At 66.5% G+C, this 13,849-nt stretch carries 11 protein-coding genes; 6 read left to right on the top strand and 5 right to left on the bottom strand.

Translation table 11 applies throughout. The annotated features are described in order from the left end of the window. Positions 1-1,029 carry a hydroxyacid dehydrogenase gene (locus ACYQ4T_RS09165; protein ID WP_459852853.1) on the bottom strand — a complete coding sequence of 343 codons (1,029 nt, stop codon included), beginning with the start codon at positions 1,027-1,029 and terminating at the stop codon, positions 1-3. Between the two features lie 131 nt (positions 1,030-1,160). After that, positions 1,161-2,054, bottom strand: a complete 894-nt coding sequence (locus tag ACYQ4T_RS09170) for a ferritin-like domain-containing protein (protein ID WP_459852855.1) — start codon at positions 2,052-2,054, stop codon at positions 1,161-1,163. 174 nt (positions 2,055-2,228) lie between these two features. On the opposite strand from ACYQ4T_RS09170, the gene ACYQ4T_RS09175 reads away from it, so the two are divergent. The 3 genes from ACYQ4T_RS09175 (at position 2,229) to ACYQ4T_RS09185 (ending at position 4,835) form a co-directional block, all read left to right on the top strand. Beyond that, positions 2,229-2,627, top strand: a complete 399-nt coding sequence (locus ACYQ4T_RS09175) for a DUF427 domain-containing protein (RefSeq protein ID WP_459852857.1) — start codon at positions 2,229-2,231, stop codon at positions 2,625-2,627. A 165-nt stretch (positions 2,628-2,792) separates the two neighbouring features. Beyond that, complete coding sequence (locus ACYQ4T_RS09180) at positions 2,793-3,713, top strand: NAD-dependent epimerase/dehydratase family protein (RefSeq protein WP_459852859.1); 921 nt, start codon at positions 2,793-2,795, stop codon at positions 3,711-3,713. Between the two features lie 84 nt (positions 3,714-3,797). Continuing rightward, on the top strand, positions 3,798-4,835 hold the full coding sequence (locus ACYQ4T_RS09185) for a heparin lyase I family protein (protein ID WP_459852861.1): 1,038 nt from the start codon (positions 3,798-3,800) through the stop codon (positions 4,833-4,835). Here ACYQ4T_RS09185 and ACYQ4T_RS09190 read toward each other — a convergent pair. Next, the gene (locus tag ACYQ4T_RS09190; RefSeq protein ID WP_459852863.1) at positions 4,832-5,638 is read right to left on the bottom strand and encodes an arylamine N-acetyltransferase family protein; all 807 of its coding nucleotides are present in this window, start codon (positions 5,636-5,638) and stop codon (positions 4,832-4,834) included. The two genes, ACYQ4T_RS09185 and ACYQ4T_RS09190, sit on opposite strands and share 4 nt — an antisense overlap. A gap of 126 nt (positions 5,639-5,764) precedes the next feature. Then, positions 5,765-6,148: a RidA family protein gene (locus tag ACYQ4T_RS09195; RefSeq protein ID WP_459852866.1), complete on the bottom strand. Its 384-nt coding sequence runs from the start codon at positions 6,146-6,148 to the stop codon at positions 5,765-5,767. Positions 6,149-6,334: 186 nt separating this feature from the next. Between ACYQ4T_RS09195 and ACYQ4T_RS09200 the strand changes: the two genes are divergently transcribed. Beyond that, positions 6,335-8,023, top strand: a complete 1,689-nt coding sequence (locus ACYQ4T_RS09200) for a methyl-accepting chemotaxis protein (protein ID WP_459852868.1) — start codon at positions 6,335-6,337, stop codon at positions 8,021-8,023. Between the two features lie 147 nt (positions 8,024-8,170). On the opposite strand, the gene ACYQ4T_RS09205 is transcribed toward ACYQ4T_RS09200, so the two are convergent. Next, positions 8,171-10,252: an oxidoreductase gene (locus tag ACYQ4T_RS09205; protein WP_459852871.1), complete on the bottom strand. Its 2,082-nt coding sequence runs from the start codon at positions 10,250-10,252 to the stop codon at positions 8,171-8,173. Between the two features lie 135 nt (positions 10,253-10,387). Here ACYQ4T_RS09205 and deoC point away from each other — a divergent pair, with 135 nt between their 5' ends. Together deoC and ACYQ4T_RS09215 are read left to right on the top strand one after the other, a co-directional pair. Further along, the gene (gene deoC, locus ACYQ4T_RS09210; protein ID WP_459852874.1) at positions 10,388-11,392 is read left to right on the top strand and encodes a deoxyribose-phosphate aldolase; all 1,005 of its coding nucleotides are present in this window, start codon (positions 10,388-10,390) and stop codon (positions 11,390-11,392) included. 5 nt (positions 11,393-11,397) lie between these two features. Beyond that, a complete protein-coding gene (locus tag ACYQ4T_RS09215) occupies positions 11,398-13,776 on the top strand; it encodes an aldehyde dehydrogenase family protein (protein ID WP_459852878.1) in 2,379 nt (792 codons plus the stop codon). Positions 13,777-13,849: the final 73 nt, after the last annotated feature.

The following is a 13,849-nucleotide window of genomic DNA, read 5'->3' on the forward strand; positions in this document are numbered from 1 at the left end:
TCAGGTCGTCGCCACCGGCATGCTGCGCAGCCGTGCAGCAATGGCGGGATCGGCGCGCCGGCACATCACCGGCGGCAGGCCTCTGAGGATCAGCTCGGCATCGGCCACCGTCATCCGCCCGATCTGGTGCAGCGCTTCCTTCATCCCGCCGGTGCGGTGCGCCGAGAGCAGCAGCCCTTCGATCTGCCGCACCGGGTCGTCCTGGGCCACGGGTTCCACGGGGAAGACATCGGTCGCGGCGCGAACATGCCCGGACCGCACCGCGTCGAGGAAGGCCGGGAAATCCACCACCGCGGCGCGACTCATCAGCAGGAAGCAGGCGCCCGGCTGCATCCGCGCGAACTCGCGCCGGCCGATGAAGCCCTGGTTCTCGGTGGTGACGCTGGCAAAGCAGAACACCACCCGCGCGGTCGCGAGCAGCTCGTCGAGGCCGGCCGGCGCGCAGTCCGCGGCGCGGATCACGTCTTCCGGCAGCCAGGGGTCATAGACCTGGACCGAGTTGCGGAACGGCACCAGCAGCGCGCGCAAGGCGCGCCCGAGATCGCCATAGCCGACGATGCCGACCGGAGCGCCGGCGAACATGAAGCTCTCGGCATTGGCCGCGAGCCCGTAGCGCTCCCGTCCGGCGCGGAAATCGCGGTCCGCCGCGGTGATGCCCCGCGCGAGATCGATCGCCATCGCCAGCGCGGATTCTGCGACCGCTGAGGCAAAGGAGGAGGTCGGGCTCAAGACCCAGATGCCGCGGGCCTGGGCCTCGCGATAGTCGATGTTGGGCAGGAAGTTGGTCTCGACGTTGAAGATGGCCTTCAGCTTCGGCGCGCGGTCCAGCCGGGCCTTCGGCATGTCGGTCTGGCCGATCAGGATCTCGGCCTCCGGCAAGAGCCGGTCGACCTCGGCCGCTGCCATCGGCTTGTCCTCGGAGATGACCAGCCGCCCCAGGGCGTCGAGCCGCCGGCGCACCTCCGGCGCGCAGATGACGTCGAGCGTCCGCGGCAGCGGATCGATCAGAATCAATGGACGGTCGGGCATGCAGCCGGCGTCCTCCCCCCGGAATCTTTATAGGTGCACCTTCGTCGGCCCTCAGGCGGGACCGTTCGAACAGACGCTAACCGGGAAATTCGCCGTTGGAAATCGATTTAATTTGCTGCGGCGCAAGATGGCTAGAGGAAGCGCAGCGCCAGCTTGACCAGGCTCGGCACCAGAACCGGGCGGAGCAGCCGGTTGTCATACTTCGCCATCCGCCGGTCGTTCTCGGCGAGGCAGAGCCGCATCAGGTCGGGCACCTTCATATCGACCGCCAGCGCCTTGCTGGTGGTGGCGGTGAAGTTCTTGTCCTGCTTCTTGTCGCCCTGGCTGCCCTTGACCGCGCGCGCGGTGTCGAGCCGGCCCTTGATGCGACCGAGGAAGCAGGCGAAGCAGCGCAGGTTGAACCAGAGCCGCGCCGGCCAGGCGAGCTGCCGCCGATGCCAGGCCAGCCAGTTCACGAAGAACAGGATGTGCCGCGCCTCCTCCTGGATCACCGGCTCGAAGGTCTCGACCAGCTCTTCCGGGAAGAAACCCGAGCGCCGCGCCACGTCGAACAGGCCGAAGGCGAAGAAGCTGTCGATGCACTCCGCGTAGCCGGTGGTCATGAACGCCCATTCCGCATCCTTGGGCGCCGGATAGGGCGGCTCGGGATCCAGCGTGATGCCGTAGAAGGCGACCATCTTGGACAGCACGTCCTTGTGCCGCGCCTCCTCGCCGCCGTCCATCAGGATGGCTTCCTTGAGCAGCGGATCGGCCACCTGCTCGCCATAGGTCCGGACCGCGATCGAGGCGCGGCCCTCGATCTGCACCGCGATGTTCCAGATCGGCAGGCCGGTCAGCCGTTTGAACGCCGCTTCTTCCAGCTTCGGCCAGGGGATGACCGCGGGCCTATAGGGATCATGGGTGTCGAGCAGCATGCGGCAGAAGACCCGCTTGTGCTCCTCCGACCCGAGCTTCAGCCCCGGCTGGCCCTCGCCCGTGGTCTGCCCTGGGGAGAGAATCGGTTGTGCGGAACTTTGGTCGGCCATGCTCTTTGATCCGGGCGGGAAAGGCTGGGAACCATCGCCACCGGGCCTGCCCCTGTCAAGCCGGACCGCCTGCGATCCGATGCCGCAAAACCGTTGATTCCTCGGGGATTCGGCGAGTCTGGCGAGGCCGGATCGACGCCCTATATCTGGATGACCCCCCTAGGGAGAACCCCGATGAGCGCTGCCGCCCAAAAGACACAAGGCAAGATCCCCGGCCCCGACCATCCGATCGCCATCCAGCCGAGCCTGGACAAGGTCGCGGTGAAGTTCGCCGGCCGGACCATCGCCGATTCCGCCAATGCCCTCACCCTCCGCGAAGCGCAATATCCGCCGGTGCAATACATCCCGAAGCGCGATGTGCGGATGGAGTTGCTGACCCCCACCAGCCACAAGACCCATTGCCCCTACAAGGGCGACGCCTCCTATTTCAGCATCAAGCTGGGCGACCGGATCGCGGAGAACGCGGTCTGGTGCTACGAGAACCCCTTCGACGCCGTATCCGAGATCGCCGGCCATGTCGCCTTCTATCCCGACCGCGTGGACAGCATCGACATCAAGAAGGCCGAGGCTTAAGGCGCTTTCCCCTGTCATCCCGCGGCCAGGTCGCGGGATTCACGCCTGGGGTGCGAAAAAAGGCGTGGATCCCGGCACCAAGTGCCGGGATGACGGCGGAAATTTCACCCGCTAGACTTCCCGCACCTTTTGCACTCAATCAAACATTAGGACAGGGGCAATCCCATGGCGAAGCGAGCGAGCACGCGGCCGGCCGGGCGCGTGATGTTCACCGGCGGCAGCGGCAAGGCCGGCAAGCATGTCGTGCAGTATCTGGTGGACAGCGGCTACCAGGTGCTGAACCTCGATTCGAAGCCGCTGGACAATCCCAAGGTCCGCACCCTCATCACCGACATCACCGATTCCGGCCAGGTGTTCAACGCGCTCTCGAGCTACATGGGCCTGCACGAGTTCGATCCCTCGCTGCGGCCGCAGCAGGTCGATGCCGTGGTGCATTTCGCGGCGATCCCGCGGATCATGATCACGCCGGACAACGAGGTCTTCCGCGTCAACGCGCTCGGCACCTACAACGTGATCGAGGCCGCGACCAAGCTCGGCATCCGCAAGATCATCGTCGCCTCCTCCGAGACCACCTACGGCCTGGTCTTCGCCAACGAGCCGAAGGACCCCGACTACCTGCCGCTCGACGAGGAATACGACGTCAACCCGATGGACAGCTACGCGCTGTCGAAGATCGTCAACGAGCAGACCGCGCGGGCCTTCGCGACCAGGAGCGGCTACGACATCTATGCGCTCCGCATCGGCAACGTGATCGAGCCGCATGAGTATCAGCAGAACTTCCCGAAGTTCTTCAAAGATCCCTCCGGCCGCAAACGGATCATGTGGTCCTACATCGATGCCCGCGATCTCGGCGAGATGACCCGGCTCTGCCTGGAGAAGGATGGGCTCGGCTACCAGGCGTTCAACGTCGGCAACGACGACTGCTCGTCGGACCTGCCGACTGCCGAGTTGCTGAAGCGCTTCTACCCGAAGGTCAAGGTGAAGCATAAGCTCGGCAAGTATGAATGCCTGTTCTCCAACCGCAAGGCGCGCGACCTGCTCGGCTTCCGGCCGCAGCATTCCTGGCGGAAATACGTGAAGGTGTGACGCCCGCCACCCTCCCCGGTTGCGTTGTCCCTTGATCCCCGGGGCGGGCGGCGTAGAACAGGTCCCCGAGAGCTGCGGGGGATCATGCGGAAAGCTTCGCCCTGGATGATGCATGGGTACTGGGCCGTCGTCACGGCGGCTGCCGGGCTTGCCGCGGCTTTGCTGATCTGCAGTCCGGCGGCCGCGGGGCCTTGCGCGCCGGCGCCGCAGGAGATCGTTGCGGTCAACTACGCGACCCAGTCCACCAGCGCGCTGGAAGACGGTTTCGAGGACGGCCCGCTTTCCCGCAACTGGTCGCTGAAGCACATCCTTGCCGGCAGCCACGCCTATACGCGCAGCACCGCGACGGAAGGCCGGCAGGCCTTGCTTCTCACCGTGCATCACGGCGACAAGGAAGCGGAAGGCGCGGAGAGCGACCGCTGCTCCGAACGCGCCGAGCTGATGGAGCCCGGCCATGCCATCCTCGGCATCGGCCCGGACCTCTGGTACGGCTTCGCGCTCTACCTGCCGCCTGACCTGCCGCCGATCGACCGCCGCCTGATCCTCGCCCAGATCAAGCAGCCGAGCGCAGGCATCATCCCGCCGGGCCACGCGGCGGCGACGCCCGGCTACCGAAGCGGCAACCCGGTCGTGGCGCTGCGGCTGCGCGAGATCAAGAGCGCCGGCGGCGAGAGCCTGCTCTGCTTCAGCGTGACGCCCGGCAATGACGGCGAGACCCACAAGCAGCATATCGCGATCGTCCAGCTCCGGCGCGCCGACGCGGTCGGCCGCTGGCACAACATCGTGCTCCACGCCAAGATCATGCCGAAGGATGCGGTCAAGAGCCGGCTCGACTTCTGGTTCGACGACCAGGCGGTGCCGCGCCAGCCGGATATGCGCAAGCCGATCGCGATCGGCTACGCCCAGGCGGAGCCGACGAGCTATTTCAAGATCGGTCCCTACCGCGACCAGGCCTTGCCCGGGTCATACGAGGTGGACGAGCCCTGGACCTTCGGCCTCGACGCCTTCAAGCGCCATATCGGCGCCGACGCCTATGCCGAAGTCGCCCCGCCGGCGATCAAGAATGCGCAGCCATTGGGGAACACGACCGCTTGCGAGATGGCGCTGCGGCGGGCAGGCTAACCGAGCGCAGCCAGCACGGTCGCGTCTGCGTCCGAAACCGAGATCCCGAACCTCTCCCGCAACGCCGCCGCCAGCGCCTGCGCGTCTTCCAGCAACACCGTCTCTACCGTCCCATCCGGCTTGCGCGTGCGGAACTCCTTGTTGAACAAGGTGTAGCGGCAGGCTTCGCCGGGGATCGCGGCAATCACGTTGTTGGCGAAGAACGAGCTCGGATGGGTCGCGGTGTACCAGTTGGCATGCTCGAAATCGACCGGCAGCAGGGGATGCAGGGTGAAGCGGTAGAGCACGCCCCACTGCCCGGCCATCCATGCTTCCAGCTCCAGCTCGCCGTCGGCGGTGCGGCGCAGGCGATAGGGCTCGTGGGTGGTCGCCTGCTCAAGATTGACGGCGAAGCTCAGCGGCTGGGGCGGCGTCTGGCCGCCGAAGGCGACGTCAGCGAGATAGAGGCCCGCCTCGAGATCGACCATCAGCAGCATGTGGCTGCGCGGCGGCAAGCTGGGATCCTTGCGCTCCCAGAGCACCCGCGCGGCGAGCGGCGTCACCGTGAAGCCCAGCGCCTGCAGCGCGTACATGAAGAGCGCGTTGCTCTCGAAGCAATAGCCGCCGCGCCGCCCGGCGACGATCTTCTGTATGAGCGACGCCGGATCGAGCTGGATCGGGCGCTTCAGCACCACGTCCAGGTTCTCGAACGGCACGCTGTAGAGATGCGCGCGGTGGAGGCCGCGTAGGGTCTCCAGCGTTGCCTCGCGCGGGCCGGCATAGCCGATGCGATTCAGGTAAGCTTCAAGATCGAACTCAGCCATGTATTCTTACTCCGTCATCCCGGGACTTGGTCCCGGGATCCACGCCTTTCTCTCGTGTCGCAGCCAAGGCGTGGATCCGGCGACCTAGTCGCGGGATGACGGCTGAGTGTGAGACGGGCATCGTGACTAAGCCTTCACCGCCTCCGCCTCGATCTCGCAGAGCAGCTCCGGCATGGCGAGGCCGGCGACCACCAGGAAGGTCGAGGCCGGGCGGTGGCCGGCCATGAACTCGTCGCGGATCTGCCGCACCAGCCCGACCGCCGAACGATCGGTGACGAAGCTCGTCACCTTGACGAGGTCGGTATGGGCCATGCCGCCGGCCTTCAGCACCTCGATCAGGTTCTTCCAGGTCTGGCGCAGCTGGGCCTCCATGCCGTCCAGGACAATGCCTTCCTTGGTCATGCCGATCTGGCCGGAAATGAGCAGCCGCCGCCCGCCGGCCGAAACCAACACTCCCTGGCTGTAGTTCGAGGCCGGCGCGGTGATGCTGCTCGGGTTGATGAAGTCCATGATTCGGCTCCCTATTATCGTTCCACGAGACAGTAGCCCAGGATTTCATTAAGCGGAATGGCGTCGGGAGAACCCTGACAAAGCGACCTCCTTGCATATCCGGATAGGTAATCGGCTGTTAACCCCCCGCTCATTATGCTGCGTCAACCCATCCGTCCCATCCTTTCTGAGAAGGTTTCTTCCGAAATGCTTCGCCGCCTTTCGTTCGGTCGACTGTCGATCGCCACCCGCATGACCGCCGCCAACCTGGCCGGACTCATCCTCATGAGCATCATCCTGGTCGCGGTCATCTACCGTCTGGTCGCCGCCGAGATGGAGCGCCAGACGGAGGACAAGCAGGAGACCAGCATGAAGGTCGCCTGGCAGGTGCTGAACACGGCGGGCACCGACTTCCGGATCGATGGCGACAAGATGTATGCCGGCGACGTGCTGTTGAACGGCAATGACGCGCTGGTCGATGAGATCAAGGCCATCGCCGGCGGCACCGCCACCATCTTCATGGGCGACACCCGCATCGCCACCAACGTGATGAAGCCCGACGGATCGGGCCGCGCGGTCGGCACCAAGCTCGCCAAGAATGCCGCCCATGAGAGCGTCCTCGGGCAGGGCAAGCCGTTCCGCGGCCAGGTGCCGATCCTGGGCGAGATCTATTTCACCGGCTACGACCCGATCAAGGATAAGGACGGCAAGACCATCGGCATCCTCTATGTCGGCGTGAAGAAGTCCGAGTTCTTCGCGGTCGTCGACCGCATGCTGTGGAGCGCTGGCATCGCCGCCGCGATCCTGCTGGTCGTGCTCGGGCTCGCTGCCTTCTTCACCACCCGCTGGCTGCTCGGCCCGCTCGCTCGTATCCGTTCGGCGCTGGAGGCGCTGGGGGCCGGCCGCGCCGATACCGAAGTGCCCTATCGCGCGCGCCAGGACGAGATCGGCGCCATGGCGAAATCGGTCCAGGTCTTCAAGGACAGCATGATCGAGACCGAACGCCTCCGCGCCGAGCAGGAGACGTCCAAGCTGCAGGCCGATGCCCAGCGCCGCGAGCATATGCTGGCCCTGGCGCAGCGTTTCGAGGCGACCGTCGGCGGCATCGTCGGCGAGGTCGGGAGTTCCGCGACCGAGCTGCAGAAGACCGCCCGCGCCATGGCCAACAATGCCGAGGAAGCTTCGCGCCAGTCGGCCTCCGTGGCCACGGCCTCCGACCACACCACCAGCAGCGTGCAGACCGTCGCCGCGGCGACCGAGGAGCTTTCCTCCTCGATCCGCGAGATCGGCAGCCAGGTGCAGGAATCGACCCGCATCGTCGGCACCGCGGTCAGCCAGGCCGATCAGACCACCGCGCAGGTCCAGGGCCTCTCCGAAGCCGCGCAGAAAATCGGCGACGTGGTGCGGCTGATCAACGACATCGCCAGCCAGACCAACCTCTTGGCGCTCAACGCCACGATCGAGGCCGCCCGGGCCGGCGAGGCCGGCAAGGGCTTCGCCGTGGTCGCCTCCGAGGTGAAGACGCTGGCCACCCAGACCGCGAGGGCGACCGATGAGATCGCCACCCAGATCCGCGCCATCCAGGACGCCACCGCGGGTTCCGCCGCCGCGATCCAGGAGATCAGCGCCACCATCAACCGGGTGAACGAGATCTCGACCACGATCGCCTCCGCCGTCGAGGAGCAGGGTGCGGCCACCCAGGAAATCTCCCGCAGCATCCAGCAGGCGGCCGACAGCACCGTCACGGTCAGCTCCAACATCGCCAGCGTGACCCAGGTCGCGGCCCAGACCGGCGACGCCGCCGGCCTGGTGCTCACCTCCGCCGAGAAGCTCTCGCAGAACGGCGCGGTGCTGAAGACCCAGGTGGAAGGGTTCCTGCGCGAGCTGCGGGCTTAACGCCGCTTCAAATCAAGCTCCATCGCCTCCCAAACTCCGTCATCCCGGGACTTGGTCCCGGGATCCACGCCTTGCTTTCTTCAAGCCCCAAGGCGTGGATCCCGGCGCCTAGCGCCAGGATGACGACGGAGTATGTATGGCAGCCGCTTAGAATACGCTGCACAATCTCAGCGAATCATAAATCGCCGCATGGATGTTGCGGCTGGCGACCGCGTCGCCGACCCGGAACAGCTGGTACGAGCCGCTGGAGTTGCTGGCGATCTCCTGCGGCTTGCATTCTATGAGCGCGGCCTGGTCGATCTCGCCGCGATTGCGCGATCCGTCCTTCAAGCCGAAATAGAGCTCATCCGCCGGCAGCGCGCCGTGGCAGGCGATCACCTGGTCGACCCGCCGCTCCACGGTCGACTTGTCATAGGCGTTGTGGAAGCTGGCCACGATCTGGTTGCCGTCGCGGCGCAAGCCCTTCAGGCGCAGGTTCAAGGTCTGCGTGACCTTGGCCTGGTAGAAGGCCTTGTAGAAAGCCGGGTAGTTCAAGCCGCCGACATCGACGCCCAACACGCGTTCCGGCGTCACGATCTCAAGGGCTTTGGCCTTGCCGGCGATGAAGTCCGCCGAGGACAAGGCCTCGGTGCCGCCCTCGTCGTCATAGAACAGCACGTTGTCGCCGACCGCGACCTGGCCGCTCAGGACATCCCAAGTCGTGGTGGCGAGGTCGTCGGCACCGGGGAAGAATCCCGGATTGGGCACGCCGCCGGTTGCGATCACCACGATGTCGGGGTTGAGTGCCTGGACATCGGAGGGTTCGGCAAAGACGCCGGTCTTGAGATCGACACCGAGCTGCTCCACCTCCGCGACCAGCCAGTCGATGATGCCGACGATCTCCTTGCGCCGCGGCGCCTTGGCGGCGATCAGCACCTGCCCGCCGGGCTTCTGCGCCGCCTCGAACAAGGTCACCTGGTGTCCGCGCGACGCCGAAACCCGCGCGGCTTCCAGTCCCGCCGGGCCTGCGCCGACCACCACCACGCGCTTCTTCTGCGCCGCCGGTGCGATCACATGCGGCATGGTCTGCTCGCGCCCGGTGGCCGCGTTGTGCAGGCACAAGGCCTCGCCGCCCTGGTAGAGCCGGTCGATGCAATAGCCGGCGCCGACGCAGGGGCGGATCCGCGTCTCCTCGCCGCGCATCACCTTGGCGACGATATGTGGGTCCGCCATATGCGCGCGGGTCATGCCGATCAGATCGACCGCGCCGCTGGAAACCGCATGCCGCGCCGTCGCCACGTCGGCGATCCGCGCCGCATGCAGGACCGGCACGTTGAGCTGCTCCTTCACCCGCTTCACCATCTCGAGATGCGGCGCCGCCGGCGTGCCCATCACCGGGATGACATGGCTGATCGCCTCGTCGCTCTCGATATGGCCCTTGATCACGTTGACGAAATCGATCAGGCCCGCATCCTGGAAGCGCCGGGCGATCTCCAGCCCCTCGTCGAACTTGATGCCGTCTTCCAGATCGTCCTCGTCGATCACCATGCGGACGCCGAGGATGAAATCCGATCCGGCCTGGCGGCGGATCTCCTGCAGCACCGCCAGCGGGAAGCGCATGCGGTTCTCGAGGCTGCCGCCGTAATTGTCCTCGCGCTTGTTGGTCGCGGGCGAGAGGAAGGCGTCGAACAGATGGCCGTAGGATTCGATCTCCACACCGTCCAGCCCGCCCTCGCGGCACCGCCTTGCGCCGGCGCCATAGGCCTTGACGATCCGCTCGATCTCGAAGTCTTCCATCACCTTCGGGAAGGCGCGATGCGCCGGCTCGCGCACCGCCGAGGCGGAGACCACGGGCAGCCAGTTCTCCTTGTTCCAGTTGGTGCGACGCCCGAGATGGGTGATCTGGCACATGACGGCGCAGTCGTATTCATGCACCGCGTCGGCGAGTTGGCGGAACCAGGGAATGATCGCGTCGGTGCCGGCGCGGAGATTGCCGAAGGCCTGCGGTGAGTCTACGTCCACCGTGGCCGAGCCGCCGATCATGGTCATGGCGCAGCCGCCCTTGGCCTTCTCGACGTGATAGAGCCGATAGCGCTCTTTGGGGAGACCATCCTCGGAATAGGCCGGCTCGTGGCAGGTCGAGATCACCCGGTTCTTCAAGTTGAGATGCCGCAGCTTGAAAGGCTGCAGGAGCGGATCCTTGGACGCCGATGCGGCGGCCGCGGACGAGGTCGTGGCAGGCTGGCTCATGGGCCCAAAGAATGCACAGGGCCTGCAACGAAATCCAGCCCGAACCATCTGGAAAGACGCGGAAAAACCAAGCACTGGTTGCGCTTGACTTGGATCAGGGGGAGACGCAAGGTCGCCGCCTTGAGGAGCAGTCTCATGAATCTCGCCACCGATCCGAAACGCAAAGTCGCCGCCGCCGAACCCGGCCACAACCATCCGCGCAACAGCGGCATCGCCTTCAACGAAGAAGCGGCGCTGGGGCCGACCGTGAACCTATCCGCCGTCGAGCGCCGCACCGCGACCTTGCCCGCGCGCCGAAGCGTGAAGAAGGAATACCAGGCTGCCTGGCTGGTGAAGGCGATCCAGTGCATCGATCTCACCACGCTCGCCGGCGACGACACGCCCGCGCGCGTGCATCGCCTCTGCGCCAAGGCGAAGTCGCCGCTGCGTGCCGATATCGTCGAAGCGCTCGGTCTCGCCGATGACGCGCCGAAGGTCGGCGCGGTCTGCGTCTATCCGACCATGGTGAAGCCCGCGGTCGAAGCGCTGACGGGATCCGGCATCCCGGTCGCCTCGGTCGCGACCGGCTTCCCCGCCGGCCTGATGCCGCTGGATCTGCGGCTGGAGGAAATCCGCCGCGCCGTTGCCGACGGTGCCAACGAGATCGACATCGTCATCACCCGCGCCCATGTGCTGGGCCAGGACTGGACCGCGCTCTATGACGAGATCGCGGCCATGCGCGCCGCCTGCGGCCCGGCGCATCTGAAAGCCATCCTCGCCACCGGCGATCTGAAGACTCTGCGCAACGTCTACCGCGCCAGCATGACCGCGATGATGGCCGGCGCGGATTTCATCAAGACCTCGACCGGCAAGGAGGATGTCAACGCCACCCTGCCCGTCTCCCTTGTGATGGTGCGCGCGATCCGCGATTACCTGGAGCAGACCGGCTTCAAGGTCGGCTTCAAGCCGGCGGGTGGGTTGCGCACCGCCAAGGATGCGATGAACTGGCAGATCCTGATGAAGGAGGAGCTCGGCCGGGAATGGCTGGAGCCCGATCTCTTCCGCATCGGCGCCAGCTCATTGCTCGGGGACATCGAGCGCCAGCTCGAGCACTACGTCACCGGCCGCTACGCCGCCCTCAACCGTCACGCCATGGCCTGAAGATTATGAGCACCGTCAAAGAAATCCTGCAGACCATGGATTACGGCCCGGCGCCGGAAGCCAAGGACGCCGTCACCGCCTGGCTCGGCAAGCACCAATCCGGCTTCCGTCACTACATCGGTGGCGAATGGAAGAGCGGCAGCGCCTTGTTCGACGTGCACAACCCGGCCGACGGCTCTGTCCTCGCCAAGGTCGCGCAAGGCTCGGCCGCCGATGTCGATGCCGCGGTCGCCGCGGCCCGCGCCGCTTTCCCCGCCTGGTCGAAGAGCTCCGGCGAGACCCGCGCGAAGTATCTCTACGCCATCGCGCGCCATGTGCAGAAGCGCGAGCGCTTCCTCGCGGTGCTGGAGAGTCTCGACAACGGCAAGCCGATCCGCGAATCCCGCGACATCGACATCCCGCTGGTGGCGCGGCACTTCTATCACCATGCCGGCTGGGCGGCTTTGCTGGAGAGCGAATTCCCCGGCATGGGCGCGGTCGGCGTCTGCGGCCAGATCATCCCCTGGAACTTCCCGCTGCTGATGCTGGCCTGGAAAGTGGCGCCGGCCCTCGCCGCCGGCAACACCGTGGTGCTGAAGCCGGCGGAGTACACGCCGCTGACGGCCCTCGCCCTCGCCGAGATCTGCGACGAGATCGGCCTGCCGAAAGGCGTGCTCAACATCGTGACCGGCGACGGCGCCACCACCGGCGCGGCCATCGTCAACCACGCGGATGTGGACAAGATCGCCTTCACCGGCTCGACCGAGGTCGGCCGCGAGATCCGCAAGGCGACCGCCGGGACGGCCAAGAAGCTCAGCCTCGAGCTTGGCGGCAAGTCGCCCTTCATCGTCTTCGACGACGCCGATCTCGACAGCGCGGTCGAAGGCGTCGTGGACGCGATCTGGTTCAACCAGGGCCAGGTCTGCTGCGCCGGCTCCCGCCTGCTGGTCCAGGAAGGCGTCGCCGAGCGCTTCTACGACAAGCTGAAGCGCCGCATGGAGACGCTGCGGGTCGGCGACCCGCTCGACAAGTCGATCGACATCGGCGCCATCGTCGCCAAGGTCCAGCTCGACCGCATCAAGTCGCTGGTGGAGAAGGGTCGCCAGGAAGGCGCCACCTGCTTCCAGCCTTCCGCAGCGCTGCCGGGCAAGGGCTGGTTCTTCCCGCCGACCCTCTTCACCAATGTCGAGCCCGCCTCCACCATTGCCCAGGTCGAGATCTTCGGCCCGGTCCTCGCCGGCACCACCTTCCGCACGCCCGACGAGGCCGCGGCGCTCGCCAACAACTCGGCCTACGGCCTGTCGGCCTCGGTCTGGTCGGAGAATATCGACCGCTGCCTCGACCTCGCGGCGCGGATCAAGGCCGGCGTGGTCTGGATCAACGGCACCAACCTGTTCGATGCGGCCGCCGGCTTCGGCGGCTATCGTGAATCCGGCTTCGGCCGCGAGGGCGGCCGCGAAGGCATGATCGAATACCTCGCCCCCGCGAAGAAGAAGGGCGCCAAGGAATCGGCCAAGGCGAAGCTCAGCGCCGAGCCCACCGCCTCATCGTTCACAGGCGAGCCGGCGCTCGACCGCACCGCCAAGCTGTTCATCGGCGGCAAGCAGGCGCGCCCGGACAGCGGCTATTCCTATTCCGTGCTGGACGCCAAGGGCCATTCGATCGGCCAGGCGGGCTTGGGCAACCGCAAGGACATCCGCAACGCGGTCGAAGCCGCCTCGAAGGCGACCGGCTGGACCGCGCTCTCCGGCCATGCCCGCGCCCAGGTGCTCTACTTCCTGGCCGAGAATCTTTCTGCCCGCGCCGACGAGTTCGCCGCCCGCCTCACCGCGATGACGGGTGCGGCGAAGAAAGCCGCCCGCGCCGAAGTCGACGCATCGGTTTCGCGCATCATCCACTACGCCGCCTGGGCGGATAAGTATGACGGCCGCGTCCATTACACCAAGGCCCGGCACGTCACGCTCGCCATGCCGGAGGCCTGGGGCACGATGGCGATCTCCTGCCCGGACGAAGCGCCACTCCTGGGCTTCATCTCGTTGGTGATCCCGGCCATCGCCATGGGCAACCGCGTGGTCGCGACCCCCGCGCCGCTGCATCCCTTGAGCGCCACCGACTTCTACCAGGTGCTGGAGACCAGCGACGTGCCCGACGGCGTGGTCAACATCGTGACCGGCGAGCGCGACGTTCTCGCCAAGACCCTGGCCGAGCATGACGAGGTCGCCTGCCATTGGTATTTCGGCGGCGCCGACGGCGTGGCCCTGGTCGAGCGCGGCTCCGCCGGCAACCTCAAGGCCACCTGGTGCGAGCCCGGCACCCGCGACTGGCTCAGCCCGGAGAACCAGGGCGAGGACTTCCTCCGCCGCGCCACCCAGATCAAGAACATCTGGGTGCCTTACGGGGAATAGGACCGGAGCCCGCGCGCGCCATTTGCGCACCTTCGCCGAACCTCTATGATCGGTGCCAACAAAACGCGGGGGA

This window comes from Dongia sp. agr-C8 (genome assembly GCF_054658695.1).

Bases quoted from the DNA above. Each gene is read 5' to 3' on its own strand.
- ACYQ4T_RS09200 (WP_459852868.1), top strand. From the start codon at position 6,335: ATGCTTCGCCGCCTTTCGTTCGGTCGACTGTCGATCGCCACCCGCATG.
- ACYQ4T_RS09185 (WP_459852861.1), top strand. From the start codon at position 3,798: ATGCGGAAAGCTTCGCCCTGGATGATGCATGGGTACTGGGCCGTCGTC.
- ACYQ4T_RS09190 (WP_459852863.1), bottom strand. From the start codon at position 5,638: ATGGCTGAGTTCGATCTTGAAGCTTACCTGAATCGCATCGGCTATGCC.
- ACYQ4T_RS09175 (WP_459852857.1), top strand. From the start codon at position 2,229: ATGAGCGCTGCCGCCCAAAAGACACAAGGCAAGATCCCCGGCCCCGAC.
- ACYQ4T_RS09195 (WP_459852866.1), bottom strand. From the start codon at position 6,148: ATGGACTTCATCAACCCGAGCAGCATCACCGCGCCGGCCTCGAACTAC.
- ACYQ4T_RS09170 (WP_459852855.1), bottom strand. From the start codon at position 2,054: ATGGCCGACCAAAGTTCCGCACAACCGATTCTCTCCCCAGGGCAGACC.
- ACYQ4T_RS09205 (WP_459852871.1), bottom strand. From the start codon at position 10,252: ATGAGCCAGCCTGCCACGACCTCGTCCGCGGCCGCCGCATCGGCGTCC.
- ACYQ4T_RS09180 (WP_459852859.1), top strand. From the start codon at position 2,793: ATGGCGAAGCGAGCGAGCACGCGGCCGGCCGGGCGCGTGATGTTCACC.
- deoC (WP_459852874.1), top strand. From the start codon at position 10,388: ATGAATCTCGCCACCGATCCGAAACGCAAAGTCGCCGCCGCCGAACCC.
- ACYQ4T_RS09165 (WP_459852853.1), bottom strand. From the start codon at position 1,029: ATGCCCGACCGTCCATTGATTCTGATCGATCCGCTGCCGCGGACGCTC.
- ACYQ4T_RS09215 (WP_459852878.1), top strand. From the start codon at position 11,398: ATGAGCACCGTCAAAGAAATCCTGCAGACCATGGATTACGGCCCGGCG.